The sequence below is a fragment of the Hydrogenophaga pseudoflava genome (assembly GCF_031020795.1).
GTDB lineage: Bacteria > Pseudomonadota > Gammaproteobacteria > Burkholderiales > Burkholderiaceae_C > Hydrogenophaga > Hydrogenophaga pseudoflava_A.
In genome coordinates this window covers 246,005-271,862 of sequence record NZ_JAVHJP010000002.1, presented here as the reverse complement: position 1 = coordinate 271,862, position 25,858 = coordinate 246,005, and the positions used below count along the sequence as shown (strand labels likewise).

General features: G+C 64.9%; 26 protein-coding genes. 5 read left to right on the top strand and 21 right to left on the bottom strand.

Annotated elements, in window-relative coordinates:
• The first annotated feature begins 78 nt into the window (after positions 1 to 78).
• Complete coding sequence (locus RCO38_RS06985; RefSeq protein ID WP_308327589.1) at positions 79 to 315, top strand: hypothetical protein; 237 nt, start codon at positions 79 to 81, stop codon at positions 313 to 315.
• 10 nt (positions 316 to 325) lie between these two features.
• Here the strand turns inward: RCO38_RS06985 and RCO38_RS06980 are convergent, their stop codons facing one another.
• The 11 genes from RCO38_RS06980 to RCO38_RS06930 all read right to left on the bottom strand — a co-directional run bounded on the left by RCO38_RS06980 (position 326) and on the right by RCO38_RS06930 (position 13,269).
• Positions 326 to 1,744: an aldehyde dehydrogenase family protein gene (locus RCO38_RS06980; RefSeq protein ID WP_308327588.1), complete on the bottom strand. Its 1,419-nt coding sequence runs from the start codon at positions 1,742 to 1,744 to the stop codon at positions 326 to 328.
• 107 nt (positions 1,745 to 1,851) lie between these two features.
• Positions 1,852 to 2,784: a hypothetical protein gene (locus tag RCO38_RS06975; protein WP_308327587.1), complete on the bottom strand. Its 933-nt coding sequence runs from the start codon at positions 2,782 to 2,784 to the stop codon at positions 1,852 to 1,854.
• Between the two features lie 262 nt (positions 2,785 to 3,046).
• Positions 3,047 to 5,656 (bottom strand): ATP-dependent chaperone ClpB, encoded by a 2,610-nt coding sequence (gene clpB, locus RCO38_RS06970; RefSeq protein WP_308327586.1) that lies wholly within the window; start codon positions 5,654 to 5,656, stop codon positions 3,047 to 3,049.
• A gap of 141 nt (positions 5,657 to 5,797) precedes the next feature.
• Positions 5,798 to 6,574 carry a GNAT family N-acetyltransferase gene (locus tag RCO38_RS06965; RefSeq protein ID WP_308327585.1) on the bottom strand — a complete coding sequence of 259 codons (777 nt, stop codon included), beginning with the start codon at positions 6,572 to 6,574 and terminating at the stop codon, positions 5,798 to 5,800.
• Entirely contained in the window at positions 6,567 to 7,040 is a 474-nt protein-coding gene (gene moaE / locus RCO38_RS06960; RefSeq protein WP_308327584.1) for a molybdopterin synthase catalytic subunit MoaE, read from the bottom strand. Before moaE ends, RCO38_RS06965 begins: the two co-directional genes overlap by 8 nt.
• Before the next feature lie 2 nt (positions 7,041 to 7,042).
• The gene (gene moaD / locus RCO38_RS06955) at positions 7,043 to 7,294 is read right to left on the bottom strand and encodes a molybdopterin converting factor subunit 1 (protein ID WP_308327583.1); all 252 of its coding nucleotides are present in this window, start codon (positions 7,292 to 7,294) and stop codon (positions 7,043 to 7,045) included.
• The gene (locus RCO38_RS06950; RefSeq protein WP_308327582.1) at positions 7,291 to 8,580 is read right to left on the bottom strand and encodes a molybdopterin molybdotransferase MoeA; all 1,290 of its coding nucleotides are present in this window, start codon (positions 8,578 to 8,580) and stop codon (positions 7,291 to 7,293) included. The genes moaD and RCO38_RS06950 overlap by 4 nt, the downstream gene beginning before the upstream one ends.
• A 45-nt stretch (positions 8,581 to 8,625) precedes the next feature.
• Positions 8,626 to 9,159 carry a molybdopterin-guanine dinucleotide biosynthesis protein B gene (gene mobB / locus RCO38_RS06945; RefSeq protein ID WP_308327581.1) on the bottom strand — a complete coding sequence of 178 codons (534 nt, stop codon included), beginning with the start codon at positions 9,157 to 9,159 and terminating at the stop codon, positions 8,626 to 8,628.
• Between the two features lie 21 nt (positions 9,160 to 9,180).
• A complete protein-coding gene (gene thrC, locus RCO38_RS06940) occupies positions 9,181 to 10,611 on the bottom strand; it encodes a threonine synthase (RefSeq protein WP_308327580.1) in 1,431 nt (476 codons plus the stop codon).
• 1 nt (position 10,612) lies between these two features.
• Positions 10,613 to 11,935: a homoserine dehydrogenase gene (locus tag RCO38_RS06935; protein WP_308327579.1), complete on the bottom strand. Its 1,323-nt coding sequence runs from the start codon at positions 11,933 to 11,935 to the stop codon at positions 10,613 to 10,615.
• Between the two features lie 101 nt (positions 11,936 to 12,036).
• Positions 12,037 to 13,269, bottom strand: coding sequence for a pyridoxal phosphate-dependent aminotransferase (locus RCO38_RS06930; RefSeq protein WP_308327578.1), 1,233 nt, complete (start codon positions 13,267 to 13,269; stop codon positions 12,037 to 12,039).
• A 139-nt stretch (positions 13,270 to 13,408) separates the two neighbouring features.
• Here RCO38_RS06930 and RCO38_RS06925 point away from each other — a divergent pair, with 139 nt between their 5' ends.
• The 3 genes from RCO38_RS06925 (at position 13,409) to RCO38_RS06915 (ending at position 16,301) form a co-directional block, all read left to right on the top strand.
• The gene (locus RCO38_RS06925) at positions 13,409 to 13,795 is read left to right on the top strand and encodes an Mth938-like domain-containing protein (RefSeq protein WP_308327577.1); all 387 of its coding nucleotides are present in this window, start codon (positions 13,409 to 13,411) and stop codon (positions 13,793 to 13,795) included.
• A gap of 124 nt (positions 13,796 to 13,919) precedes the next feature.
• Complete coding sequence (locus RCO38_RS06920; protein WP_066154557.1) at positions 13,920 to 14,396, top strand: peroxiredoxin; 477 nt, start codon at positions 13,920 to 13,922, stop codon at positions 14,394 to 14,396.
• A gap of 159 nt (positions 14,397 to 14,555) precedes the next feature.
• Positions 14,556 to 16,301, top strand: a complete 1,746-nt coding sequence (locus tag RCO38_RS06915; protein ID WP_308327576.1) for a PhoH family protein — start codon at positions 14,556 to 14,558, stop codon at positions 16,299 to 16,301.
• 12 nt (positions 16,302 to 16,313) lie between these two features.
• Here the strand turns inward: RCO38_RS06915 and RCO38_RS06910 are convergent, their stop codons facing one another.
• The 10 genes from RCO38_RS06910 to RCO38_RS06865 all read right to left on the bottom strand — a co-directional run bounded on the left by RCO38_RS06910 (position 16,314) and on the right by RCO38_RS06865 (position 23,803).
• Complete coding sequence (locus RCO38_RS06910; RefSeq protein WP_308327575.1) at positions 16,314 to 17,018, bottom strand: hypothetical protein; 705 nt, start codon at positions 17,016 to 17,018, stop codon at positions 16,314 to 16,316.
• A gap of 118 nt (positions 17,019 to 17,136) precedes the next feature.
• Positions 17,137 to 18,534: a replicative DNA helicase gene (gene dnaB / locus RCO38_RS06905; RefSeq protein WP_308328061.1), complete on the bottom strand. Its 1,398-nt coding sequence runs from the start codon at positions 18,532 to 18,534 to the stop codon at positions 17,137 to 17,139.
• Between the two features lie 221 nt (positions 18,535 to 18,755).
• Positions 18,756 to 19,208: a 50S ribosomal protein L9 gene (rplI, locus tag RCO38_RS06900; protein WP_066154565.1), complete on the bottom strand. Its 453-nt coding sequence runs from the start codon at positions 19,206 to 19,208 to the stop codon at positions 18,756 to 18,758.
• Between the two features lie 13 nt (positions 19,209 to 19,221).
• The gene (gene rpsR / locus RCO38_RS06895; RefSeq protein WP_066154570.1) at positions 19,222 to 19,503 is read right to left on the bottom strand and encodes a 30S ribosomal protein S18; all 282 of its coding nucleotides are present in this window, start codon (positions 19,501 to 19,503) and stop codon (positions 19,222 to 19,224) included.
• Between the two features lie 12 nt (positions 19,504 to 19,515).
• The gene (priB, locus tag RCO38_RS06890) at positions 19,516 to 19,821 is read right to left on the bottom strand and encodes a primosomal replication protein N (RefSeq protein ID WP_308327574.1); all 306 of its coding nucleotides are present in this window, start codon (positions 19,819 to 19,821) and stop codon (positions 19,516 to 19,518) included.
• A 10-nt stretch (positions 19,822 to 19,831) separates the two neighbouring features.
• Positions 19,832 to 20,221, bottom strand: coding sequence for a 30S ribosomal protein S6 (gene rpsF / locus RCO38_RS06885; protein ID WP_066154575.1), 390 nt, complete (start codon positions 20,219 to 20,221; stop codon positions 19,832 to 19,834).
• Positions 20,222 to 20,405: 184 nt separating this feature from the next.
• A complete protein-coding gene (locus RCO38_RS06880; protein WP_308327573.1) occupies positions 20,406 to 22,517 on the bottom strand; it encodes a sodium:solute symporter family protein in 2,112 nt (703 codons plus the stop codon).
• A 4-nt stretch (positions 22,518 to 22,521) separates the two neighbouring features.
• Positions 22,522 to 22,782 (bottom strand): DUF4212 domain-containing protein, encoded by a 261-nt coding sequence (locus RCO38_RS06875; protein WP_308327572.1) that lies wholly within the window; start codon positions 22,780 to 22,782, stop codon positions 22,522 to 22,524.
• Between the two features lie 152 nt (positions 22,783 to 22,934).
• The gene (locus tag RCO38_RS06870; protein ID WP_308327571.1) at positions 22,935 to 23,510 is read right to left on the bottom strand and encodes a tetratricopeptide repeat protein; all 576 of its coding nucleotides are present in this window, start codon (positions 23,508 to 23,510) and stop codon (positions 22,935 to 22,937) included.
• Positions 23,507 to 23,803, bottom strand: a complete 297-nt coding sequence (locus RCO38_RS06865; protein ID WP_308327570.1) for a hypothetical protein — start codon at positions 23,801 to 23,803, stop codon at positions 23,507 to 23,509. The genes RCO38_RS06870 and RCO38_RS06865 overlap by 4 nt, the downstream gene beginning before the upstream one ends.
• Before the next feature lie 148 nt (positions 23,804 to 23,951).
• Here RCO38_RS06865 and RCO38_RS06860 point away from each other — a divergent pair, with 148 nt between their 5' ends.
• Positions 23,952 to 25,835: a putative nucleotidyltransferase substrate binding domain-containing protein gene (locus RCO38_RS06860; RefSeq protein ID WP_308327569.1), complete on the top strand. Its 1,884-nt coding sequence runs from the start codon at positions 23,952 to 23,954 to the stop codon at positions 25,833 to 25,835.
• Positions 25,836 to 25,858: the final 23 nt, after the last annotated feature.

Sequence of the window (25,858 nt, the reverse complement as noted above, 5' to 3'; positions counted from 1 at the left end):
GGCGTCACAGCCTTGTCACACCGGGCCCGTATCTTGCTCGACTCGCACACACACAAGACGCGCCTGCAGGGGAACACAATGAACGCACCACAACGCATTGCCAAGACACCAAAGGCCTGGGACGCTCTGTCACGCCCCGACCTGATCGGCCGCCGCGCCCACAGCCTGCTGCTCATGGCCAACGGACGCCGCAGCGAGCGCGAGCTGTCGGCGCTGTTGGGCGGGGACGTGAGCGATCTTGCGCAGGGTTTGCAGCAGCAGGGATATCTTCAGCCAGTGCCACTGATGCTCTACGGCGACAGCGACAACGCCTGAGCGGCGAGGCTCAGAGCCAGCGCCTGAGCAGTCCCATCACCCGGTCGAAGGTGGCGCCGTACGGCGGGTAGAACAAGCTGGCCGCCGCCCAGCGCGACTGCACCAGCACCGGCTTCTGCTGCGTGAAGCGCAGGAAGCCGGTTTCGCCGTGGTAGGCGCCCCAGCCGCTCTCCCCTACCCCGCCGAACGGCAGGTTTTCGTGAGCGATGTGCAGCAGTGTGTCGTTGACCGTGACGCCACCACTCACCGTGCCGCGCAGCACCTTCTCGCGCGACGAGCGATCCCGACCGAACCAGTAGAGCGCCAGCGGCCGGGGCCCGGCGTTCACAGTGGCAATGGCCTCGTCCAGCGTGCCGTAACCGATCACCGGCAGCACCGGGCCGAAGATTTCCTCGCGCATCAGGCGCGCTGAGGGTGGCGGCTGGAACACCAGCACCGGCGTCATCTGTCGCACATGCCCCGATCCGCTGCGGGGCGCCAGTTCCACCACGCGCGCCCCCTGGCCCCGGGCTTCTTCCACCAGCGCCTGCAACCGCGCATGGTGGCGATCGCTGACGATGCTGGCGAAATCCGGGTGCGCGGCGCCGCCCGGGAACAGCCGGGCCACAGCGGCGGCGAAGGCGCGCTCGAACTCGGCCTCGCGCCCCTGGGGCAGCAACACGTAGTCGGGTGCGATGCAGGTCTGGCCGGCGTTGAGCAGCTTGCCGTGGGCGATCTTGATGGCCACCGCATCCAGATCGGCCGAACCGTCGATGATGCAGGGTGACTTGCCCCCCAGCTCCAGCGTGGTCGGCGTCAGGTTGGCCGCGGCCGCCGCCGCCACCTTGCGGCCGACGGCGGTGGAGCCGGTGAAGAACAGGTGGTCGAACGGCAGGCTGGCGAACTCGTGCGCCAGATCCGGCCCTCCCAGTGCCACGCACACCTCGTCGGCCGCGAATGCCTGTTGCAGCAGGGTGGCCAGAAGGGCCGAACTGTGCGGCGTGAGCTCGCTGGGCTTAAGCATGACGCGGTTGCCCGCTGCCAGCGCAGTGGCGGTCGGGCCCAAGGTCAGCTGCAGCGGGTAGTTCCAGGGGCCAATGACGCCGACCACCCCCAGCGGCTGGCGCTGGATATGGCCCGTGGCGGGCTGCAGATAGACCGGCGTGCGCACCCGGCGCGTCTTCATCCAGACACCCGTGTGGCGCTCCAGGTCGCCCAACAGCGCACGCAGCACGAAGAAGTCGGCCACCTCGGTCAGCCGGGTCGAGCGCACGCCGAAATCGGCCTGCACCGCCTCGGCCAGGGCCGCACCGTGGGTGTCGATCAGGGCCCGGATGCGGCGCAGGCGATCCAGACGCAGCGCCAGCGGCACGTCGATCTGCGCGCGGCTGGCGTGGAACTGCGCATCGAACAGCGCGCGCAAAGGGAGGTCGGGGGGCGTCAGGGTCATCTTGACATGGTAGCCCGATGCGCCAGCGCTTGTAGTGGCAACTCCCCAGGGAACCCTGGCAAAGAAAAACCAGGCCCGCCGGCACCGCTGCAGGCCGCGGTAACCGGTCAGACCGGGATGTTCACCACGGCATGGGCGACCAACCACACGCCGTCTGCATCCCCCGAATCTGCCAGTGGCAGGGTGACCGAGTGCGTGCTCGTCCAGGGGTCGAAACTGAACGTGTTGCCATACGTGCCTGGCGCTGTGGTGGTCGGGCGCCGGTCGCCCGCGTACACGTGGGCCTCGGACATGAGTGCACCGCCGGTGAGCGCATAGGTCAACGTCGCCTGGCTACCGTTCCAGTCCACGGTCAGGGTACCGACCCTGGTTCCCTTGGCAATGTCGTTCTGGCCAGCACCGGCCCAGATGTCGTAGCTGGACGTTCCCGGTGTCTTCAGTTCGATCGCCCACCCCCAGTTCTTCCCGATCTTCAGATCGACGAAGGTGTTGCTGCCCTTGGCATAGGCCGTTTCCTCGCGGTAGTCCTGCGGGGGCGGCTCGACGGTGTCGCAGCACAGGTTGTAGGTGCCGTAGTACCACAAGGCATCGCCGGGACCTGCTGTCGGACCACCGAAGGCAGTGTCCGTCGAGCCGTCGGTGTTGCGGATATCGGCATGCGTCACGACATAGAGACTGACAGGTTCACACGTGGTGATGCCCAGCGAACCGAGCGGAATGGTGAAGGTGTGGGTGGTCAGCCCAGTCGCATCGGCCTGGTGCGGCAGCTGTCCAACCAGGGGGAACGACGTGCCGCCACCGCTGAGGGTGCTGAAGTCCTTTCCCGCCCACATGTGCAGGCTACCGAACGTGGCCCCCAGCTTGAACAGCGTGTAGGCGACGACCAGATCGGTCGCGGTGTTGGACACCGTCACCGTACCGACTTTTTCGGACTGGGTGTCCACCAGATCCCAGACCGTGGCCACGCACGAAGTGCTGTCTAGGCGTGCCACGGGAGCGGCCCCCTCTCCACCACCACACCCCACCAGGGTCAGGGTCATGGCACCCATGCCTGCGCCTACCATCCTGAGGAAGTGGCGTCGCGGTGCCGCCAGGGAGGCATTCTTGTGTTTGATCGAATACATGTGATAGGCCCTTTCAGTGCTGTCGCTCTCAGAACTGCGCCCGCAGCCCCGGAAGGGAAAGTTAACACCAAACAGCAACAAAATGTGTATCGACCGGCACATGCCGACAGGGCGAGCCCCATCCAAAAAAAAAACGCCACTCCAGAAACGGGATGGCGTTTATGAATGCAGAGGGGACTCAGTCCAGTGGCATCGCGTCCGCAAACTCGAACACCCCCGGGTTGCGCACCGGGTCCACCCCCACCGGAATGACCGACTTGGGCGGGTACCGGCCCTCCAGCAGCAGCCTGGAGAGCGGGTTCTCGATGCGCTGCTGGATGGCTCGCTTGAGCGGGCGGGCACCGAACACCGGATCGAAACCGACCTTGGCCAGCTCGCCCAGCGCCGCCGGCGACACCTCCAGCCGCAGGTCCATCTTCTGCAGGCGGGCCTGCAGCGCCTTGAGCTGGATGCCCGCAATGGCTTCGATGTGCTTGGCGTCGAGCCCGTGGAACACCACCGTCTCGTCGATGCGGTTGAGGAACTCGGGTCGGAAGTGGTTCTTGAGTTCGCCCCAGACCGCATCCTTGATGTCTTCGTAACTGTCGCCCACCATGGCCTGGATCAGGTGCGAGCCAATGTTGCTGGTCATCACGATCACCGTGTTCTTGAAGTCCACGGTGCGGCCCTGGCCGTCGGTCAGGCGCCCGTCGTCCAGCACCTGCAGCAGCACGTTGAACACGTCCGGGTGGGCCTTTTCCACCTCGTCGAGCAGCAGCACGCTGTAAGGCTTGCGGCGCACGGCCTCGGTCAGGTAGCCACCCTCTTCGTAGCCCACATAGCCCGGCGGCGCGCCGATCAGGCGGGCCACCGAGTGCTTTTCCATGAACTCGCTCATGTCGACGCGCACCAGGTGCTCCTCGCTGTCGAACAGGAAGCCGGCCAGCGCCTTGCACAGCTCGGTCTTGCCCACGCCGGTAGGACCCAGGAACAGGAAGGAACCGGTTGGCCGGTTCGGGTCGGACAGGCCCGAGCGCGAGCGGCGGATGGCGTTGGCCACGGCCGAGATCGCCTCGTCCTGGCCCACCACGCGCTCATGCAGCTTGGTCTCCATCTGCAGCAGCTTGTCGCGCTCGCCCTGCATCATCTTGGACACGGGAATCCCGGTGGCGCGGCTGACCACCTCGGCGATCTCTTCGGCACCGACCTGGGTGCGCAGCAGCTGGCGGGCAGCGCCTTCGCCGCCCTTGCCGGCTTCCTTGGCCTGGGCTTCATTGAGCTGCTTTTCCAGCTCGGGGAGCTTGCCGTACTGCAGCTCAGCCACCTTGTTGAAGTCACCCTTGCGCTTGAGCTCCTCGATCTGCAGCTTCACGCGCTCAATCTCCTCACGCACATGGGCGCTGCCCTGAGCCTGGGCCTTTTCGGACTTCCAGATCTCTTCCAGGTCGGCCGCTTCCTTCTGCAGGCGCCCGATCTCTTCCTCGATCAGTTCCAGGCGCTTCTGGGAGGCCTCGTCGGTCTCTTTCTTCATCGCCTCGCGCTCGATCTTGAGCTGGATCAGCCGGCGGTCGAGCTTGTCCATCACCTCGGGCTTGGAGTCGATCTCGATCTTGATCTTCGCCGCCGCCTCGTCGATCAGGTCGATGGCCTTGTCGGGCAGGAAGCGGTCGGTGATGTAGCGGTGGCTCAGCTCGGCCGCGGCCACGATGGCCGGGTCGGTGATGTCCACGCCATGGTGGACCTCGTACTTTTCCTGCAGACCGCGCAGGATCGCGATGGTCTGCTCCACCGTCGGCTCGTCCACCAGCACCTTCTGGAAACGGCGCTCCAGCGCGGCGTCCTTCTCGATGTACTTGCGGTATTCGTCCAGCGTGGTCGCGCCGATGCAGTGCAGCTCGCCGCGAGCCAGGGCGGGTTTGAGCATGTTGCCGGCGTCGATGGCTCCCTCGGCCTTGCCGGCGCCCACCATGGTGTGGATTTCGTCGATGAACAGGATGATGCGGCCCTCGTCCTGCGCCACTTCCTTCAGCACAGACTTCAGGCGTTCTTCGAACTCGCCACGGTACTTGGCGCCGGCCAGCAGCCCCGCCATGTCCAGCACCAGTACGCGCTTTTCGCGCAAGGTCTCGGGCACCTCACCGTTGACGATGCGCTGCGCGAGGCCCTCGACGATGGCCGTCTTGCCCACGCCGGGCTCGCCGATCAGCACCGGGTTGTTCTTGCTGCGGCGCTGCAGCACCTGGATGGCGCGGCGGATCTCGTCGTCGCGGCCGATCACCGGGTCCAGCTTGCCCTGGCGGGCGCGCTCGGTCAGGTCCAGGGTGTACTTCTTGAGCGCCTCGCGCTGGCTCTCGCCCTCGGGCGAATCCATCTTCTGGCCACCGCGCACGGCTTCGATGGCGGCTTCCAGGCTCTTGCGCGAGAGGCCGTTTTCGTTGGCGATGCGGCCGATCTCGCCTTTCTGGTCGGCCACGGCCAGCAGGAACAGCTCGCTGGCAATGAAGGCGTCGCCGCGCTTGATGGCCTCCTTCTCGGTGGCCTGCAGCAGCTTGATCAGGTCCGGGCCGGGCTGCACCTGCTCCTGGCCCTGCACCTCGGGCAGGCGGTTGACCGTCTCTTCCACGGCCTTGGTCAGGCCGGGGACGTTGACGCCCGCGCGCTGCAGCAGCGACTTGGGCCCGTCGGCCTGGCGCAGCATGGCCAGCAGCAGGTGGGCCGGTTCGATGTAGGCGTGGTCCTTGCCCAGGGCCAAGCTCTGGGCTTCGCCCAGGGCTTCCTGGAACTTGGTGGTGAGTTTGTCGAGACGCATGTGGTGATGCTCCGAAATGCTTGAACTGACGGGCATGTGGCGCTGACCGCCCTCATTTCAAGACCTTGCACCGGCCGGGGTCAAGCGGCGTTGACACCGATCAAATCTGCAGCAACCCGCGCCAGCGGCGGAACGTGGGGCCTATCCCACTCTCCAGTATGCGTAGGACCAGGCGGAGGTCATGCCGGCTCGGCTGTACAGCGCCAAGGCGGGCGCATTGGCCCCATCCACCTGCAGGAAGGCCCGGTCCATGCCGCGCCGCTGCGCCTCCTGCGCCATGGCGCGGATCAGCCGCCCGGCCAAGCCCCTGCCGCGCTGGCGGGCGGCGGTGCGCAGCCCATGCATGCTCAGCCAGCCCTGCGCATAACAGGCGGCGCCGCAGGCCAGGGTCTCCCCATCCTCTCGAAGGCTGGCAAACAGCGTGCCTTCGGCGCGTGAGAGCGCCTTGGAGCGGCTTGCGCCGTCCACCGGGTCCAGTCCCTCACCCAGAAACATGGCCATCCACGCGCCATCGGGGCGGGCGTCCAGCGACACCCCCTCGGTGTGCGAAGCAAGGGTCAGCAGGCCATCCAGCGAACCGACCTGGGTCAGGGTGGGTTGCTCGCGCCGGAAGCCCCGGGCCGCGAGCGCGGGCCACCAGGCGTCAAAAGCGGGCAGATCCGGCAACCGGAACACCGGGCGCAACCCGGCCTCGTGGTAGCGCTGGGCGATGGCGTCGATGAGCGCAGGATCGTGGACGTCATGGTGCAGTGGCACGGCGCTGTGGGCCCGGCCCACCGTGCCGGTGTCCAGGGGGAGCAGCCAGCCCTCAAGGGCCACCACCCGCTCCGGCGCGACCGCGGTGAGCGTCGCGCGCTCGATGGCCTCGACGTCGGCAGCGGTCAACGAAGCGGCCATCGACATCGCAAAGTCAGGCATTGCTTGAGGCGATGCCCCATTTGGCCAGCGCCGCGTCGTCGCTGACCCGCGCATCCACCCAGCGTGCGCCCTCGGGCGTCTGCTCCTTTTTCCAGAACGGCGCCTGGGTCTTGAGGTAGTCCATCAGGAACTCGCAGGCCTGGAAACTCTCGCCGCGATGGGCCGAGGTCACGGCCACCAGCACGATCTGGTCCAGCGGTTGCAGCAGGCCGACGCGGTGGATGACCCGGGCGCCCAGGATGTCGAAGCGCTTGAAGGCCTCGTCGATCATCTTTTCAATGGCCTTCTCGGTCATGCCCGGGTAGTGCTCCAGCTCCATCGTGGACACCGACTGGCCGTCGTTGCGGTCGCGCACGGTGCCGACGAAGGTGCAGACCGCGCCCACGCCCTTGTGGCCAGCGCGCAGCCGGGCCACCTCGGTGGACAGGTCGAAGTCTTCGGTCTGGATGCTGACGCGGGTGTTCATGCTCACCCTCCGGTGACGGGCGGAAAAAAGGCGACTTCGGCACCGTCGGTCAATGCAGCGGACTCGTCGGCCATGGTCTGGTTGACCGACACACGCATCGCACGGCCGCGCGCCAGCGCATCGGCATGCGCACCACCGCGTGCGATCAGTTCGTCGCGCAGCTCAGAGAGCGTGGTCGCAGCGGTCTCGACGGATTCGCTGCCGGAGCCGATGGCTTCGCGGATGGAAGCGAAATAGCGCAGCTGGATCTTCATGCGAGCAGGTCCGAGAGGGCAATGTAGTTCACGAGGTCGCCGCGGGCGATGGTGCTGCCGGCGGGGTTGTCCACCAGACCGTCGCCCCACACGGTGGAGGTCAGCACGCCCGAGCTCTGGTTGGGGAACAGGTCCAGACCGCCCTCCGCGTTGCGGCACACGCGCAGGAACTCGCGGCGCCTGTCGGTGCGCGGCAGGTCGAAGTCGGCGCGCAGCTTCATGGTCACGAACGCCGGCTGGTAGACCGGTTCGGCCGCACCTTGCAGCTTGAGCAGAAAGGGCCGCACCAGAAGCAGGAACGTCACATAACTCGACACCGGGTTGCCCGGCAGGCCGATGAAATGGCAATGGCCCCGAGCGTCTGCGCCCGCCCCTGCGTCGCGGCGCACCGTGCCATAGGCAAACGGCTTGCCGGGCTTCATGGCGATCTGCCAAAGGTCCAGGCTGCCCAGCTGCTGCACGGCGGGTTTGATGTGGTCCTCTTCACCCACCGACACGCCGCCGCTGGTGAGGATCAGGTCGTGGTGGTCGGCGGCGGTCTTGAGCGCGGCCAGGGTCGCTTCGCGCCGGTCGGGCACGATGCCCAGGTCGCTGACCTCACAGCCCAGGCGCTCCAGCAGCACCCGCAGGAAGAAGCGGTTGCTGTTGTAGATGGCGCCGGGCTTCATCTGCTCGGGCGGCACCTCGCCGGGCATGACCAGTTCATCCCCGGTCGAGAACAGCGCCACGCGCGGCTTGGCCGCCACACGCAGCTGCGCCGCGCCGATGCCCGCGGCCAGCCCCAGGCTGGCGGCTGAGAGGCGCGTGCCCCGTGCCAGCACCACGGCGCCGCGGGTCACGTCTTCGCCCGCACGGCGGATCCACTGGCCCGGCTCGGGCATGGTGTCGATGTGCACGGCGTGGAAGTCGCCGCCGACCTCGCGGGTGTCCTCCTGCATAACGATGGCGTCCGCGCCCGGAGGCACGGGGGCACCGGTGAAGATGCGGGCACAGGTGCCGGATTGCAGCGGCTGTGCAGCGTGACCGGCGGGAATGCGCTGACTCACCGGCAGCACCACGCCTTTTTCGGTGACATCGGCCAACCGGACCGCGTAGCCGTCCATGGACGAGTTGTCCTGCGGCGGTACATGCAGCGCCGACACAAGGTCTTCGGCGAGCACGCGCCGATCGGCCAGCACGGTGGCCACGGTTTCGGTGGCTGCGAGCGGAGTCGCGCGCGAGAGCAGATCGGCCAGCGCGGCGTCCAGCGCCATCAGCGGTTTGCGAGCGGGTTGGTGAGCGTTCATGGTTTTGGAGGCAGCGCCCCGGCCGGCAGGTCCGACGTTGTGGGATCAAACGTAGGCTTCGGGGTCGTAGTCGAAACGCCCCCCATTGTCGACCAGCCAGGCCGCCAACGCATCGGGATCGTCCAGATCCAGGCGCGGGCGCAGGGTGTCCTCGGGCAGGGCGTCGGCCAGTGGCAGCGCGATGGCCGTCACGAAGGGGTCGTCCGGGTAGCGCACAGGCTGGCCGGTGGCGGCGCGCCAGACCTCGATCTTGAGCAGGTTGCTGTCGCGCCAGCCTTCGACCAGCACCCAGTCCACGCCCGGGTGCAGGGCCGGAAGCAGTTCGTGCACCGACCGCTCCTGCGGCCGCTCGAAGCTGCGCTGCAACACCAGCCGTTCGGGCGACGCGGCCAGCACCTCGTAGGCGCCGGCCTCGCGGTGGCGCCAGGTGTCCTTGCCTGGCCGGTCGGTTTCCAGCCCGCAGTGCGCGTGCTTCATGACCGACACACGCAATCCCCGCGCCTTGAGCACCGGGATCAGGCGTTCGATCAGCGTGGTCTTGCCCGAACCGGACGATCCTGCGAAGCCGACGACCTTCATGGGTCCTGCTGGGCCGGCTGGTCAGACCGGGCAGTGGTCCGTGATGTAGCGCTTGACCGCCACCGCGTCCGCGCCCATCACCTGCACCCGCTTGGGCAAGGCCTCGATGCCGTCGAACTTGGCCGGGCGCGCCGGGTCACGCCCCAGGGCTTCGCGGATGGTCTCGGCGAACTTGATCGGCAGCGCGGTTTCCAGCACCACCACGTGCTCGCCGGCCTGGCGCAGCTCACGCGCCACCTTCACGCCGTCGGCGGTGTGGGTGTCGATCATCACGCCGTGCTGCTCGAAGGTGGACTTGATGGTCGCCAGGCGGTTCGCATGCGTGCTCTTGCCGCTGGCGAAACCGTATTGCGTAGCGGATTGTGCGAACAGCGGGTCGGCCCCCAGATCGAAGCGGCCGTGCAGGCGCAGTTCGTCGTCGAACAGATGCTTCGTGCGCATGGCGTCCCGTCCCAGCAGGTCGAACACGAAGCGCTCGAAGTTGCTCGCCTTTGAGATGTCCATCGACGGGCTGGAAGTCTCGTAGGTGTCGGCGCTGCCGCGCACGCGGTAGGTACCGGTGCGGAAGAACTCGTCGAGCACGTCGTTCTCGTTGGTCGCCACGATCAGACGGCGGATCGGCAGGCCCATCTGGCGCGCCACATGGCCGGCGCAAACGTTGCCGAAATTGCCCGAGGGCACGGCAAAGCTCACCTTTTCGTCGTTGGACTTGGTTGCGTAGAAATAGCCCGCAAAGTAATAGACCACCTGGGCCAACAGGCGCGCCCAGTTGATCGAGTTGACGGTGCCGATCTTGTACTTGCGCTTGAAGTCCAGGTCGTTGGACACGGCCTTGACGATGTCCTGGCAGTCGTCGAACACGCCTTCGATGGCGATGTTGTGGATGTTCGGATCCATCAGGCTGAACATCTGTGCCTGCTGGAACGGGCTCATGCGGCCGTGCGGGCTGAGCATGAACACGCGCACACCCTGCTTGCCGCGCATGGCGTACTCGGCCGCGCTGCCGGTGTCACCCGATGTCGCGCCCAGGATGTTGAGCTGCTCACCACGGCGCGCCAGTTCGTACTCGAACAGGTTGCCCAGCAGCTGCATGGCCATGTCCTTGAAGGCCAACGTCGGACCGTTGGACAGGGCTTCGAGCTGCAGGCCATCTTCCAACTTCGTCAGCGGCACGATTTCCTTCGTGCCGAACACCTCGGCCGTGTAGGTCCTGGCGCACAGGGCCTTCAGGTCGGCGGCCGGGATGTCGTCGATGTAGAGCGACAGCACCTCGAACGCCAGCGCGGCGTAGCCCTGCTCCGCCAGCACGGCGCGCCAGCGCGTCAGCGTGGCCGCATCGACCTGCGGATAGGCCTCGGGCAGGTACAGGCCGCCGTCCGGCGCGAGGCCCTCGAGCAGGATTTCGCAGAAGCGCTTGCGGTCCAGGTGGCCGCGGGTCGACAGGTACAGCATCTCAGTTCAGCTCTTCCTTGCGGATGCGGGTGATGGGCGCGAGAACGGACGGCAGACCCTGCATCTGCGCGATCACGTCGTTCATCGTGCCTTCGCGCGTGTCGTGCGTCAGGATGATCAGGTCGGTTGAGGTGGCGCCCTCGCCGCCCACTTCGTCGGCCTCGCGCTGCAGCACCGCGTCGATGCTCACGCCCGCGCCGGCCAGCAGGCCGGTCACCTGGGCCAGCACGCCGGCCTCGTCGGCCACGCGCAGTCGAAGGTAATAGCTCGTCACCACCTCGCTCATTGGCAGCACAGCAACATCGCTCATGGCGTCGGGCTGAAAGGCCAGGTGCGGCACGCGGTTGAGCGGGTCGGCGGTGTGCAGGCGGGTGATGTCCACCAGGTCGGCGATCACGGCCGAGGCGGTCGGCTCGCTGCCGGCGCCCTTGCCGTAGTACAGCGTGGTGCCCACGGCGTCGCCGTGCACCACCACCGCGTTCATCGCGCCCTCCACATTGGCAATCAGGCGCTTGGCCGGCACCAGGCTGGGGTGCACGCGCAGCTCCACGCCGTGTGCCGTGCGCTTGGTGATGCCCAGCAGCTTGATGCGGTAGCCCAGCTGCTCGGCGTAGCGGATGTCGGCAGCGCCCAGCTTGGTGATGCCTTCCACATAGGCCTTGTCGAACTGCACCGGAATGCCGAAGGCGATCGCGCTCATCAGCGTCGCCTTGTGCGCCGCGTCCACGCCCTCGATGTCGAAGGTCGGGTCGGCCTCGGCGTAACCCAGGCGCTGCGCTTCTTTCAGCACCACGTCGAAGTCCAGACCCTTGTCGCGCATCTCGGACAGGATGAAGTTCGTCGTGCCGTTGATGATGCCGGCGATCCACTGGATGCGGTTGGCGGTCAGGCCTTCGCGCAGCGCCTTGATGATGGGAATGCCACCGGCCACGGCGGCTTCAAACGCCACCATCACGCCCTTGGCCGACGCGGCGGCGAAGATCTCGGTGCCGTGCACGGCCAGCAGCGCCTTGTTCGCGGTGACCACATGCTTGCCAGCCGCAATCGCTTCGAGCACCAGGGCCTTGGCGATGCCGTACCCGCCGATCAGTTCGATGACGATGTCGATCTCGGGATTGGCGATCACCTGGCGGGCGTCGTTCACCACCTTCACATCGGGCCCGACGATGGACTGGGCACGCGCCACGTCCAGGTCGGCCACCATGGTGATTTCAATGCCGCGGCCGGCGCGGCGCTGGATCTCTTCCTGGTTGCGCTGGAGCACGTTGAACGTGCCGCTGCCCACGGTGCCGATGCCCAGCAGGCCTACTTGGATGGGTTTCATGCTTGACTCATTTCCAACAAAAACTCGGGCGCTGTCCGCCCTGTCCGATATTGACAGCCGGCTGCTCGGGCATTGATGACATCGCCCGGCGCCATTAATGCTCAGCCGCCTGTGCCATGGCGATGGCGCCACTGCTCCAGGAACCTGGCCAGGCGGTTGATGGCCTCGCGCAGATCATCTTCGTGAGGCAGGAACACGATGCGGAAATGCTGGTTGTCCGGGTAGTTGAAACCCGAACCCTGCACCAGCATCACGCGGGTCGCCCGCAGCACCTCCATGAAAAACTGGCGGTCGTCCTCGATCGGATAGACCTTGGGATCCAGCCGAGGGAACATGTACAGCGCCGCTTGCGGCTTGACACAGCTCACACCCGGGATCGCCGTGATGAGCTCATAAGCGAGGTCACGCTGGCGGCGCAGGCGCCCGCCTTCCTTGACCAGGTCGTTGATGCTCTGATAACCACCCAGCGCGGTCTGGATCGCCCACTGGCCCGGCACGTTGGAGCCGAGCTTCAGGTTGGCCAGCATGTTCAGACCTTCGATGAAGTCCTTCGCTATCTCCTTGGGCCCTGACAGCACCATCCAGCCAGCACGGTAGCCGCAGGAGCGATAGGCCTTGGACAGCGAGTTGAAGGTCAGAGTCAGCACATCGGTCGACAGGCTGGCCATCGCCGTGTGCTTCACGCCCTCGTACAGCACTTTGTCGTAAACCTCGTCGGCCAGCAGCACCAGGCCGAACTCGCGCGCCAGCGCCACGATGCCTTTGAGCAACTCGTCGCTGTAGAGCACGCCGGTCGGGTTGTTCGGGTTGATGACCACGATGCCCTTGGTGCGCGGCGTGATCTTCGCCCGCATGTCGGCCAGGTCCGGCTGCCAGCCGTTGTCCTCGTCGCAGCGGTAATGCACCGGAGTTCCACCCGAGAGGCTGGTCGCCGCGGTCCATAGAGGGTAGTCTGGGGAAGGCACCAGCAGTTCGTCTCCGTTGTCGAGCAGTGCATTGGCCGCCATCACGATCAGCTCGCTGGCGCCGTTACCCAGGTAGATGTCCTCCAGCGTCACGCCCTCCACACCCTGCTGCTGGGTGTAGTGCATCACCGCCTTGCGCGCCGCAAAAATGCCCTTGCTGTCCGAATAACCCGCCGAGTTCGGCAGATTGCGGATCATGTCCTGCTGGATCTCTTCGGGGGCGTCAAAACCGAACGGCGCGAGATTGCCGATGTTCAACTTGATGATCTTCTGGCCCTCGTCCTCCATCTGCTTGGCCGCGTCAACGATCGGGCCCCGAACGTCGTAGAGCACATTGGCCAGCTTGGCGGATTTCTGGATCGGTTTCAAAGTCCCTCCGGACGGGTGAGGCAAAGGGTGGCGGTGGCGCCCCAGGCGCGCGCTAAGATCGCAGGCCCTGCGGGGAAAACCCATAATTTGACCACAGTTCTACTGCGCCCCAACCGCGCGCCCGGGCGCTCCCTTACCGATGAAACTTCATGCCGACAAGCCTGACCAGCTGTCCGTAACCGCTCACGGCAAGGGGTGGGTAGCGGTCAACGGCGAGCGCTACAGCACCAGTGTGGTGCTGCTGGCCTCAGGCACTGTGCGCCCCTGGGGCGTCGAACGCCTTGAAGAACTGACCTCTGTCCATTTTTCGGACCTCATCGGGGACGACGGTCCTCCCCCTGAACTGGTGCTGCTGGGGTCCGGCAACAAGCTTCGTTTTGTGGCCCCCGCCTTGCTGCGCCCCCTCATCGAACGACGCATTGGCGTCGAGACCATGGACACCCCTGCCGCGTGCCGCACCTTCAACATCCTCGCGGGTGAAGGCCGGCGTGTGGTAGCGGCCCTGCTGATCGAAGCCGACGCCTGATTTCCCCGTTCGGGGTAAAATAGCCGATTGTTTTCCCTCAGCCGACCGAGAGCGGCTGTCGCCCAGGGAGGGCGGCGGGAAGACCAACGCATCTCCACCAACCTACGTCAGGGGTCCACGCAGCATGGCAGTCGTTGTCAACAAACCCATTCCCGAATTTGAAGCCATGGCCACCGGCGGCATCAAGGTCAGCAACCAGTCGCATGTGGGCCAGACGGTGGTTCTTTATTTTTACCCCAAGGACAACACACCCGGGTGCACCACCGAGGCCATGCAGTTCCGCGACAAGTACAAGGATTTCGTCAAGGCAGGCGCACAGGTGTTCGGCGTCTCCCGCGACAACATGAAGTCGCACGACGATTTCAAGGCCAAGCTGGAACTGCCGTTCGAGCTGATCGCCGACACGGAAGAGAAGATGTGCCATATGTTCGGTGTGGTCAAGAACAAGATCATGTATGGCAAAAAGGTCAAGGGCATTGAGCGCAGCACCTTCCTCATCGGTGCCGATGGCGTTCTGAAGCAGGAGTGGCGCGGCCTGAAGGTTCCCGGCCACGTGGAAGAAGTGCTGAAGGCAGTCAAGACCCTGAAAAAGGCCGCCTGAGCCCCTTTCGGGAGTGACATTTCAGTCGTGCATAATGGGTTCATGACCCAGGTCAGACCGATTGAACACACGTCTTTCCCATTGCCTTGCCTCAAGCAAAGCCGCCCGGTTTTCCTGGCGGCTTTTTCGTTTTCCGGACCGCGCTGAAACTCCGCCCACATGCCACTGCCTCCTGCCCCCTCCAAACGTGCCGCCCTGCTCGCTCCCGAGGCCTACAACCTGAAGTCGAGCGACGACAGCTTTGATGACGAGTTCCCGGCGTCTGCCCCTGCACCCTCCCTGCACAGGGAGCCCCGCCAGATAAAGCAGCCCGCGCCCGCGACGCCCACCGTGGGTGCCAGGAAAAAGGCAAAGGCAGTGAGCACCAGTCCCACTGTGGCCCCGCGTTCGGTGGTGCCCGAGGCGCTGGCGTCGGCTCCGCCTGCGACGGACACGGAAAAACCGCCTGTCACGACATCCACTGCACCGGTGGAGCCCGTTCGGCGCCGGTCGGCCAGGACCGCAGCTTCCAGCGGTCCTGCCAGACTGTTTGTACTGGACACCAACGTGCTGCTGCACGACCCGATGAGTCTGTTCCGTTTCGAGGAACACGACATCTTTCTGCCGATGATCGTGCTGGAGGAGTTGGACGGGCACAAGAAAGGCATGACCGAGGTGGCCCGCAACGGCCGCCAGACCAGCCGCACACTGGACGCGCTCGCCGCCCAGGCGGGCGGCGACATGACCAAGGGTCTGAAGCTGTCAGCCACAGGCAACACCTCCGCCCGGGGACTGCTGTTCTTCCAGACCGAGCCGCTGGACGCCCAGCTGCCGACCAGCCTCCCTCAAGGCAAGGCCGACAACCAGATCCTGGGGGTTGTGCAGGCGCTGCGCGACAAGCACCCGCAGCGAGAAGTCATCCTGGTGTCCAAGGACATCAACATGCGCGTCAAAGCCCGCGCCCTTGGACTGGCCGCAGACGACTATCAGAACGACAAAACGCTGGACGACGGCGAGTTGCTGTACTCAGGCGCCTTGGCGCTGCCGCAGGACTTCTGGACCCGCCAGAGCAAGACGATCGAGAGCTGGCAGAGCGGCAGCCACACTTTCTACCGCGTCAGCGGGCCGGCGGTCACGCAGTTCCACATCAACCAGTTCGTTTACTTCGAGGCGCCGGGCGAGCCGTCACTCTACGCGCGGGTCACCGAGATCCGCGACAAGACCGCTGTTCTCAAGACCCTCAAGGACTACACGCACCTCAAAAACGCCATTTGGGGCGTGACCAGCCGCAACCGCGAACAGAACTTCGCGCTCAACCTGCTGATGGATCCGGAGATCGACTTCGTCACCCTGGCGGGCACCGCCGGTACCGGCAAGACGCTGATGGCGCTGGCGTCCGGCCTCACACAGGTGCTGGACGACCGCCGATACACCGAGATCATCATGACCCGCGCTACGGTGAGTGTGGGCGAGGACATCGGCTTCCTCCCCGGCACCGAAGAAGAGAAGATGGGCCCATGGATGGGCGCGCTCGACGACAACCTGGAGTTTCTGGCCAAGGGCGATGCCGGCGGCGCAGGGGAATGGGGGCGTGCCGCCACCAACGAGCTGATCCGCAGCCGCATCAAGGTCAAGAGCATGAACTTCATGCGGGGCCGCACGTTCATGAACAAGTACGTCATCATCGACGAGGCGCAGAACCTCACGCCCAAGCAGATGAAGACCCTGATCACCCGCGCCGGCCCGGGCACCAAGATCATCTGCATGGGCAACCTCGCACAGATCGACACGCCCTACCTCACCGAAGGCTCCTCGGGTCTGACGTATGCCGTGGACCGCTTCAAGGGCTGGCCACACGGCGGCCACATCACGCTGGCGCGCGGCGAACGTTCACGGCTGGCTGACTTCGCCAGCGAAGTGCTTTGACGGAAACCTCTTTTAGCGACCCGGAACGCGACAGCAAACGTTGCCACCGAAGACGGTTTGATTGCCTCCGGTGGTGTTTTGCCAAGCACAGAACGTCGTGTTTGCAGGATTGTTGGCGTTGAATCCGCTGCCTTGGCTGAAAACACCTGCGACTGCGGTCCAACAGTACGGAGTGACCGCGTTGTATCCGGCGGGGCAGCTAGGGTTGTTGTAGAAATTGGTGGTGTTAGCGCCAATCGTGAAATTTGAGACCGTCGTATTTGTGCAATCGAGGACGCTAGCCGCCTGCCGGGCAAAGTAACCAACGATATCCACTACGTAATGGGTGGACACATTCGAATAGATGTCCAATTCATTCACTGACGCCTGTTTGGACGCCACCATCACGTCGTTAGTAATTCCTCCACTTGCCGTGAAATTGATGGTATTGCCATCCTGCCAAGCCCCACCATTCGGAAAGATTTTGAAGAATCCGCCGAAGCCTGTCGGCAAAACGGTGAGGCTGACAGCAAATGCCGTGGCGTAGTCTGGTATGCCGCAACCGGTCGAATTTCCAGACCCCCCTTGTGGTGCATAGCTGGCGTTACCCGTCACATCAAGCTGGCGTGTCGCACCGGCGGGAATCGGCGAACTGATCTGCCTCGAATCGGCAACGCGACAGCGAGCAGACAGAGGCACATACTCGCTGCCTTGCGCCATGGCGGGCGACGCAGCCATCCATCCGAAAACTGCAACGGCAACACCTAGAAAAAAAGACCAAATCACAATCCCTCCAGAAGATCAATAGAATCTTGACGCCCAAAATCTGTGCTCTTACAGAGGAGCTTCGTTCCGCTCAATAGTCGTCCCCACCCATGCCGCCGCCTGCCAGGGTTTCGAAACGCGTGAGCATGTTCAGGAAGGCGAGCTTTACGGTGCCGGTGGGGCCGTTGCGCTGCTTGCCGATGATGATCTCGGCCACACCCGGCTCCTTGCAGGTCTCGCGGTTGTAGTACTCGTCGCGGTAGATGAACATGATGATGTCGGCGTCCTGTTCGATGGCGCCGGATTCGCGCAGGTCGGACATCATGGGGCGCTTGTCGGTGCGCTGTTCGACCGAGCGGTTCAACTGCGACAGCGCGATCACCGGGCACTGCAATTCCTTGGCCAACATTTTCAGGCCCCGCGAGATCTCGCCTAGCTCGGTGGCCCGGTTGTCACCCCCCGATGAGTTGGACCCGCTCATCAGCTGCAGGTAGTCGACCACGATCAGGCCCAGCTTGCCACACTGGCGCGCCAGACGCCGAGCGTTCGCGCGCAGTTCGCTGGGCGTGAGGCCCGGGGTCTCGTCGATGTGCAGCGAGATGGTGCGCAGCTTCTCGATGGCTTCCGTCAGGCGCGGCCATTCGTCGTCGGTCAGCTTGCCGGTGCGCAGATGGCCTTGGTTGATGCGACCTATCGAACCGACGATACGCACCGCCAGCTGGGCCGCGCCCATTTCCATGGAGAACACCGCCACCGGCAGACCCTCGTTGAGCGCCACGTGCTCGGCGATGTTGATCGCAAACGCGGTCTTGCCCATCGAGGGGCGTGCCGCCAGCACCACCAGGTCGCCGGCCTGCAGGCCGGAGGTCATGCGGTCCAGGTCAATGAAGCCGGTCGGGACACCCGTGATGTCGTTCGGGTTGTCGGCCATTTCCTGCACCCGGTCGAGCAGGTCCACCACCAGGGTGTCCATGCTCTGGAACCCCTCCTTCATTCGCGAACCTTCCTCGCCGATCTTGAAGATCTTCTGCTCGGCCTCGTCGAGGATCTTGGCGACCGGCCTGCCCTGCGGGTTGAAGGCATTGGTGGCGATCTCGTCGCTGGCGGCCACCAGCTTGCGCAGGATGGCGCGTTCGCGCACGATTTCCGCATAGCGGCGGATGTTGGCAGCGCTGGGCACGTACTGGGCCAGCGAGTTGAGGTAGGCCAGGCCTCCTGCCTCGTCCGCCTTGCCAAGGTTCTGCAGGTGTTCAAACACCGTGACCACATCGGCCGGCTTACTGGCGTTGACCAGCGCCGCAATGGCCGAATAGGTCAGCCGGTGCTCGTAGCGGTAGAAATCGGAGTCGTTGATGAGGTCCGCGACCCGGTCCCAGGCACCGTTGTCCAGCAGAAGACCACCCAGCACGCTGGATTCAGCCTCGATGGAGTGCGGCGGCACACGCAACTGCGCGATCTGCTGGTCGGCTGCGAAACCCACCTCATCCATTCCCTCGTCGAAAGCGGAAAACGGAGTGGAAAAGACGTCTGCCATGGCGTTCCTGTGAATCCGGAAATGTTACGCCGCCGCCCGGCGCCTGTCATGGGACAAGCCTGTGGACAACGCGTGCAAAGTCTGGGGATGGCGCGGGACAAGTTGCGCAAGAAAAAAGAAAGGCCGCAACCCGAGGGCTGCGGCCTTTGAGGGACGGCCACCGGCCGTCCGGAAGATCAGGCGGTTTCGCCCAGCACCGTGACGGCCACGTCGACCGTGACGTCGGTATGCAGGTTCACGCTGACGGTGTACTCGCCGACGGTCTTGAGGGGACCGTTGGGCATGCGCACCTGGGACTTCGCCACGGCAAAGCCTTGCTTGTTCAGCTCTTCGGACACGTCGTGGTTGGTGACGGAACCGAACAGGCGACCGTCCACACCGGCCTTCTGGCTCAGCTTCAGGTTCACGCCGGCGATCTTCTCGCCCAAGGCTTGTGCTTCGGCCAGCTTGGCAGCTGCGGCCTTCTCCAGATCGGCACGGCGGGCTTCGAACTCGGCCACGGCGGCTTGCGTGGCGCGGCGGGCACGGCCAGCGGGGATCAGGAAGTTGCGGGCGTAGCCGTCCTTGACCTTGACCACATCGCCCAGGGCGCCGAGGTTGACAACTTTGTCGAGCAGAATGATTTGCATGTGAGTCTCCCTATCAGACGCGATGCTGGTCGCTGTACGGCAGCATGGCCAGGAAGCGGGCGCGCTTGATGGCGGTGGTCACCTGGCGCTGATAGATCGCGCGGGTGCCGGTCAGGCGTGCGGGGATGATCTTGCCGTTCTCGGAGATGAAGTCGCGCAGGACGTCCACGTCCTTGTAATCGACTTCTTCGACGCCGGCCACGGTGAAGCGGCAGAAGCGCTTGCGCTTGAACAGCAGCGATTGGGTGTTGCGCTTGGGGCGCTTGTCTTTGTTGAAACGTTTCGGTGCAGCCATGATGGGCCTTTCCTATGTCTTGCTGAAATCTTGGATGTGGAACACAACGCCTTTGCCGTTGCGTGCGTTGGCCATGAAGCCCTGGAACCTGCCGACCATCTCGAGGCTCTGCCTTGAAAGGGTGTCTGCCAATGTCCCGAAGGCCACGGCACGGATCTGCAGTTTCACGGTTCGCGGGATGTCCAGTTCGGTGACCGTCGATTCATGCTCCAGCACGAGGTTGACGGCGGGAATGCCGGCCGGTGTGTAGCGCAGGCTCTGGACCTGCACCACCGTGGCCGACAGTTCAAACCGGTTGAGGCCCGCTGGCGACGACACGCTCCGGAAATCAGGCCTCGGCGCGCTGCTCGCGGCCTTCGCGCTGCTCGGGCGCGGCCAGCTTGCGGGCTTCCTCGCGCTCGACCGCCTTCATCATGCTGGAAGGACCGGTTTCGGCCTTCTTCTTCTGCACGGTCAGATGGCGCAGCACGGCGTCGTTGAACTTGAACGCGTGTTCCAGTTCGCTCATCACGGCCTGGTCGGCCTCGATGTTGACGCACAGGTAGTGGGCCTTGGACAGCTTGTTGATCTGGTAGGCCAGCTGGCGGCGGCCCCAGTCTTCAACACGGTGGATCTTGCCACCACCGGTGGTGATCATGCCCTTGTAGCGCTCCAGCATGGCCGGAACTTGTTCGCTTTGATCCGGGTGGATCAGCAAAACGATTTCGTAATGACGCATGGACTCTCCTTGTGGATGAGCCGTGCTTTCGCAAGAAAGCCCGGTTTTTGAGAAACAGCCGCCCCCGGCGTCAACACGGGGTGCGGCAAGGCGAAGCCCATGATTCTAACAAAAATGGCGGGCCGCAACTACGGCCCGCCATTTGGGTGGATTCACCGCCGACAACGGCGGCGGCCCAGCAAGGTCAGCTCATCTTCAGGTTGGGGTAGCGCACATGCTCCACCAGCTCCTGGATCTTGCGGCTGGGGGCAGGCGTGATCAGGCTGACGACAATGATCACCAGGAAGCCCGCCGGCACACCGAAGACCCCGGCAGAGATCGGCAGGATGCCGTACCAGAGCTCCACCGGAGAGGTCACGCCAAACACGCCCCGCAGCCAGGGCTGGGTGGTCACCATGTAATAGAAGGTGATGCCCAGGCCAGCGATCATGCCCAGGGACGCTGCAATGCCGGTGGCGCGCTTCCAGAAGATGCCCAGCACCAGCGCCGGGAAGAAGGCCGCCGCCGCGAACGAGAAGGCCGCCGACACCAGGAACAGAATGTCCGCCGGTTTCTGCGCAGCGACATAGGCAGCCATCAAGGCGACGATCAGCAGCAGCATCTTGGAGATGGTCACCCGGCGGGCCGTCGAGGCGTTGGGGTCGATCATCTTGTAGTACAGGTCGTGCGACAGCGCGTTGGCGATGGTCAGCAGCAGACCGTCGGCCGTGGACAGTGCCGCCGCCAGGCCTCCCGCGGCCACCAGACCCGAGATCACGTACGGCAGGCCACCGATTTCGGCCGTGGCCAGCACGATGATGTCACCACCGATGCTCATCTCGTTGAGCTGCAGGATGTTGTCCTTGTTGACATCGGTCACCGACAGCAAGGTCGGGTCCACCTTGTTCCAGGCCGCCACCCACTGGGGCAGCTGGTCGAACGGCGTGCCGATCAACACATGGAACACCTCGTACTTCACCAGCACAGCCAGCGCGGGGGCCGTGAAGTACAGCAGGAAGATGAAGAACAGCGACCAGGTCACCGACTGTCGGGCCTCCTTCACACTCGGCACCGTGTAGTAGCGCATGAGGATGTGAGGCAGGGCGGCGGTGCCGATCATCAGGCAGAAGATCAGGGCCAGGAAGTTGCGTCGCGACTCGTTGTACGTCTTCTGCGCCTTCTCATCGCCGTTCGGATCGCCCGTGAACTGCGCCGCATGTGCGGGCATGCCGTTCAGCGGCTTGGCCTTGTTTTCAGCGGCGGTCTTGGCCGTCGTCCAGGCCTTCTTGGCTGCGGCCTCGTCCTTGGGCACCGCGGCCACAGCCTTCTCGGCCGCCGCGATGTCGGCCGCGGGCGCATTGGCGGCGCGGAGTTCGGCCAGCTTCGCTTCGGCAGCGGCCTTGTCGGCTGCCAGGGCGTTGGCCGGGTCCTTGAGCTTGGCATCCAGATCGGCGGCGCGCTTCTTGTAGATTTCGCGCACTTCCAGTTCCTTGGGGTCGTTGGCCAGCAGCTTCTCCTTGGCCGTGACCTTCTCCAGCTGGAAGCCGTAGACCGCCTGCGGCACCGGCACGCTGGTCTGCTTCACCGACAGCCACACCACCGGGATCATGTAGGCCACGATCAGGATGATGTACTGGGCGACCTGGGTCCAGGTCACCGCCCGCATACCGCCGAGGAAAGAGCACACCAGAATGCCGCCGAGGCCCAGGAAAATGCCCAGCTCGAAGGCCACACCGGTCAGACGCGAAGTGATCAGACCCACGCCATAGATCTGGGCGACCACGTAGGTGAACGAGCACAGGATGGCCGCAACAATGCCAATGAAACGCGGCAGGTTGCCGCCGTAGCGCTCACCGAGAAAGTCAGGGATGGTGAACTGGCCGAACTTGCGCAGGTAGGGTGCCAGGAACAGCGCCACCAGGCAGTAGCCGCCGGTCCAGCCCATGATGAAGGCCAGGCCGCCATAGCCGGTCAGGTAAAGCGTGCCGGCCATGCCGATGAAGGACGCCGCCGACATCCAGTCGGCACCGGTCGCCATGCCGTTGTAGACCGCCGGAACCCGGCGCCCCGCCACGTAGTACTCCGCGGCGTCGGTGGTGCGGCTCATGATGCCGATGCCGGCATACAGGCCCACGGTGGCCAGCAGGAAAATGAAGCCGATCCATTCGCGCGAGAGCCCTATCTGTTCAAGGATGCCCAACGTCACCACAAAGATGAAGAAGCCCCCGGTGTACCAGGTGTAGACCTTGTTGAGTTGCTGCTTGAAGGCCTTGTTGGAGCCTCCGCCAGTACCCGCTGTTTCAAACATGCCTGCCATGGTGTCACTCCTCGGTTTCTTCGACGCCGTGTTCGACGTCCAGACGGTTCATGTACCAGGCGTAGTAGCCAATGATCAGGCAGTACACCACCAGCGCACCTTGGGCCCCCATCCAGAAACTGAACGGCCAACCAAAGAAGTTGAAGCTCAGGTCCCGGGCAAAGTAGCCCACCACAAAGGTCACCACGAACCAGATTGCAAGCAATATGGCGGTGATGTTCAGGTTTTTCCGCCAGTATCGGCGGTGGTTCTCAGTCAATTCCATGGCATCGACCTCTTTTCAAGAACACCCTTTCGGGCAGATCACGGGCGCCACCCGTCTCCTTCCGGTGGCTTGCAACCGACCCGTGCATGAGCATGCATGCGTCACAGCGCCAGCGCCAGACGGATTCCTGCCGGCGCATCGCCGGCCGGAATTCAGGTCGGGGCCACGCCCAGACCCGTCTCGCGTTCGAGCTGTGCCGCCACTTTCGGCTCGAACTTTCGGAGATGGCGAATGATCTTCGCCGCCTCTTCGGGCTCGTGCCGGTCGACATGAACCCGGGCCAGCTGGTACCAGCCGTACGGGCTCATGGGTTGCAACTCGGTGTTCTTGCGCAGAGCCACCACGGCGTCGTCGAAGCGACGCAGGCGGATCAGGCACAGCGCCAGGCCGTACCAGGCGCGATCCAGTTTCGGCTCGATGTCGGTGGCGCGTCGGAAGGCTTGCTCGGCCTGCTCCAGGCGCCCCGCCTCTTCCCGCAGAAATCCCAGGTTGAACCAGGCCGAGGCCTGTTGCGGCTGCACCTGGACCAGCCGTTCGATCGATTCGATGGCGCCCTGCTTGTCGCCCATCTCGGCCTGCAGATGGGCACGGGTCGCGAGCGCATAGGCGTCGTCCGGGCGCGTCGCCAGCTGATGCCCGGTGCGGGCCAGGGCCTGCTTTTTTTGGCCCGCCAGCAGGAGCAACCTGACCTGCCAGCGCAGGTACCAGTCATCGAGCCATCTCTTCATTGACACAGCTGGACCCCGATCTTCACGCAGTGGGAGATCTTGGCCACCGTCGCACCGGCCCAGACCAACCCCAACAGCAGAAACGCCACCAGCGGGTGGTGGCGTTCCAGCACGAAACGCGGCGTGATGAAGCGCGCGAGCAGCACAAAGGGGCGCCCGATCTGCTCCAGCACCTGGTAGAACAAGTTGGTGGACTTGCGTTGTCCCGCGAGCAGCCCCAGCACCCACTGCCCGAACAGCGCCATGAGGGCGATTTCGGCTATCAGCTTGATGGCGAGAATGAACGTCAGCATGTAAGCGTCGTGTAACGGTGAGACCATTCTGATTTGGTAACTTACCAACTCCTTACAAACTTGTCGAACAACGGTACCCCTACGGTCAAACACCGAGAGGGTTTACCCTGAGCCTCAAGGGCGCAGGTGTAGGATCAATTCACTTCCCATGACCTGCTCGCTGCCCATGGACAACGCCTCTGTGTCTCCCCTCCTGCTGGCCCGCGCACTGGACAATCACCGGGCTCTGGGCATGCTGGCGCCCGCGACACGGTCTTCCCTCGCGAAAGCACTGGTGCTGCTGCCGGCCTCGGCCGGCGAACGGCTGAGCGGCGGCGAGCGATTCCGGGACCACCTGTACTGGCTGCTCGAAGGCCGGGCGGAGTTGCTCGATGGGGATGGGGATGGGGTGCTGGAACTGCAAGCCGGCGACCTGTTCGGCCTGGGCCTGGGCGATTCGCTGGGCATCTGCGGCGCCAGGGCCCTCACGGAGGTCACCTACACCCGGCTGGACGCCCTCACGGTGCAGGCCCTGTTCCGCGAGACTCCGGGCCTGACCTACTTCCTGGGCGCTGTTCCCGATGCCAGCGGTGCGGTGCCGGCCGTCAGGGTCGACGGCGGCGGACCCAGCGACCCCGCGCTCAATCTCATGAGCACCCCGGTGCGCGCCCTGATCAAGCGCGAGCCGGTGACACTGTCGCCGCAGACCAGCATCCGCGATGCGGCCCGGGTGATGAGCGACCAACGCGTCTCATCGGCGCTGATCGTCGAGCAGGACCTGCTGTTCGGCCTGATCACCGACCGCGACCTGCGCAACCGCGTGATTGCCGCAGGGCTGGACCCCTCGCGCCCCATCGCCGACATCGCCACCCTGGCGCCGATGAGCATCGACGTGCACAGCCCGGCCTTCGACGCCCTGCTCCTGATGGCACGCCACAACATCCACCATGTGCCGGTGCTCGACGGCCTGCGCATCGCCGGCATGATCACCGCCACCGACCTGACCGAGCAGCACAGCACCTCGGCGGTCTACCTGGCCGGCGACATCTACAAGCAGACCACGCTCGAAGGCCTGCAGGCCGTGGCCGGCAAGGTCCGGCGGCTGCAGCAGAGCCTGGCCGCCGCCGAGGCCTCGGCGCACAGCACCGGCCACATCGTCACCGCCATCACCGACGCCATCACCAGCCGGCTGCTGCAGCTGGGGGAAGCCCGGCTCGGCCCGGCCCCGGTCGACTATGTGTGGGTGGCGGCGGGTTCACAGGCCCGCAGCGAGCAGACTGCGAAATCCGACCAGGACAACTGCATGGTGCTCGACGACGCCTACGACGAGGCACGGCACGGGGCCTACTTCAAGGCGCTGTCGACCTTCGTCTGCAACGGGCTCGACGCCTGTGGCTACGTGCACTGCCCGGGCGAGATGATGGCGATGACCGACGAGTGGCGGCAGCCACGGCGCAGGTGGATGGGGTACTTCGCGCGCTGGACCGGCCAGCCCGACCCCAAGTCGCTCGTGCTGACCTGCGTGTTCTTCGACCTGCGTGCCATTCACGGCAATATTCCAATGCTCGACCGGCTGCGCCAGGACGTCCTCCATCGGACCAAGGGCAACAGCATCTTTCTGGCGTACATGGTGGGCAACGCCCTGCAGCACCAGCCGCCGCTGGGCATGTTCAAGGGGCTGTCCACCATCCGCAGCGGCGAGCACAAGGGCACGATCGATCTCAAGCACAGCGGCATCGTGCCCATCGTCGACCTGGCCCGCATCTATGCCCTCGCGGGAGGCGACAGCGCGGTCAACACGCACGACCGGCTGCTCAGCGCCGCCGCCGGGGGAGCCATCAGCGAACAGAGCGCCCGCGACCTGCGCGATGCGCTGGAGTTCCTGGCCTTCCTGCGCATCCAGCACCAGTCGCGCCAGATCGCGGCGGGCCGGAACCCCGACAACTTCCTCGACCCCGACGAGATCTCCAACTTCGAACGCACCCAGCTCAAGGACGCGTTTGCGGTGGTGGCCTCGCTGCAGGGCGTGCTGGCCCAGAGATACCGGATGTGACCCCCACGCGGCCTTCGCCGCAG

Excerpts from the sequence above, each read along its gene's own strand:
- RCO38_RS06985 (WP_308327589.1), top strand. The coding sequence starts at position 79 with ATGAACGCACCACAACGCATTGCCAAGACACCAAAGGCCTGGGACGCT.
- RCO38_RS06980 (WP_308327588.1), bottom strand. The coding sequence starts at position 1,744 with ATGACCCTGACGCCCCCCGACCTCCCTTTGCGCGCGCTGTTCGATGCG.
- RCO38_RS06975 (WP_308327587.1), bottom strand. The coding sequence starts at position 2,784 with ATGACCCTGACCCTGGTGGGGTGTGGTGGTGGAGAGGGGGCCGCTCCC.
- clpB (WP_308327586.1), bottom strand. The coding sequence starts at position 5,656 with ATGCGTCTCGACAAACTCACCACCAAGTTCCAGGAAGCCCTGGGCGAA.
- RCO38_RS06965 (WP_308327585.1), bottom strand. The coding sequence starts at position 6,574 with ATGCCTGACTTTGCGATGTCGATGGCCGCTTCGTTGACCGCTGCCGAC.
- moaE (WP_308327584.1), bottom strand. The coding sequence starts at position 7,040 with ATGAACACCCGCGTCAGCATCCAGACCGAAGACTTCGACCTGTCCACC.
- moaD (WP_308327583.1), bottom strand. The coding sequence starts at position 7,294 with ATGAAGATCCAGCTGCGCTATTTCGCTTCCATCCGCGAAGCCATCGGC.
- RCO38_RS06950 (WP_308327582.1), bottom strand. The coding sequence starts at position 8,580 with ATGAACGCTCACCAACCCGCTCGCAAACCGCTGATGGCGCTGGACGCC.
- mobB (WP_308327581.1), bottom strand. The coding sequence starts at position 9,159 with ATGAAGGTCGTCGGCTTCGCAGGATCGTCCGGTTCGGGCAAGACCACG.
- thrC (WP_308327580.1), bottom strand. The coding sequence starts at position 10,611 with ATGCTGTACCTGTCGACCCGCGGCCACCTGGACCGCAAGCGCTTCTGC.
- RCO38_RS06935 (WP_308327579.1), bottom strand. The coding sequence starts at position 11,935 with ATGAAACCCATCCAAGTAGGCCTGCTGGGCATCGGCACCGTGGGCAGC.
- RCO38_RS06925 (WP_308327577.1), top strand. The coding sequence starts at position 13,409 with ATGAAACTTCATGCCGACAAGCCTGACCAGCTGTCCGTAACCGCTCAC.
- RCO38_RS06920 (WP_066154557.1), top strand. The coding sequence starts at position 13,920 with ATGGCAGTCGTTGTCAACAAACCCATTCCCGAATTTGAAGCCATGGCC.
- RCO38_RS06915 (WP_308327576.1), top strand. The coding sequence starts at position 14,556 with ATGCCACTGCCTCCTGCCCCCTCCAAACGTGCCGCCCTGCTCGCTCCC.
- RCO38_RS06910 (WP_308327575.1), bottom strand. The coding sequence starts at position 17,018 with ATGGCTGCGTCGCCCGCCATGGCGCAAGGCAGCGAGTATGTGCCTCTG.
- dnaB (WP_308328061.1), bottom strand. The coding sequence starts at position 18,534 with ATGGATGAGGTGGGTTTCGCAGCCGACCAGCAGATCGCGCAGTTGCGT.
- rplI (WP_066154565.1), bottom strand. The coding sequence starts at position 19,208 with ATGCAAATCATTCTGCTCGACAAAGTTGTCAACCTCGGCGCCCTGGGC.
- rpsR (WP_066154570.1), bottom strand. The coding sequence starts at position 19,503 with ATGGCTGCACCGAAACGTTTCAACAAAGACAAGCGCCCCAAGCGCAAC.
- rpsF (WP_066154575.1), bottom strand. The coding sequence starts at position 20,221 with ATGCGTCATTACGAAATCGTTTTGCTGATCCACCCGGATCAAAGCGAA.
- RCO38_RS06880 (WP_308327573.1), bottom strand. The coding sequence starts at position 22,517 with ATGGCAGGCATGTTTGAAACAGCGGGTACTGGCGGAGGCTCCAACAAG.
- RCO38_RS06875 (WP_308327572.1), bottom strand. The coding sequence starts at position 22,782 with ATGGAATTGACTGAGAACCACCGCCGATACTGGCGGAAAAACCTGAAC.
- RCO38_RS06870 (WP_308327571.1), bottom strand. The coding sequence starts at position 23,510 with ATGAAGAGATGGCTCGATGACTGGTACCTGCGCTGGCAGGTCAGGTTG.
- RCO38_RS06865 (WP_308327570.1), bottom strand. The coding sequence starts at position 23,803 with ATGCTGACGTTCATTCTCGCCATCAAGCTGATAGCCGAAATCGCCCTC.
- RCO38_RS06860 (WP_308327569.1), top strand. The coding sequence starts at position 23,952 with ATGACCTGCTCGCTGCCCATGGACAACGCCTCTGTGTCTCCCCTCCTG.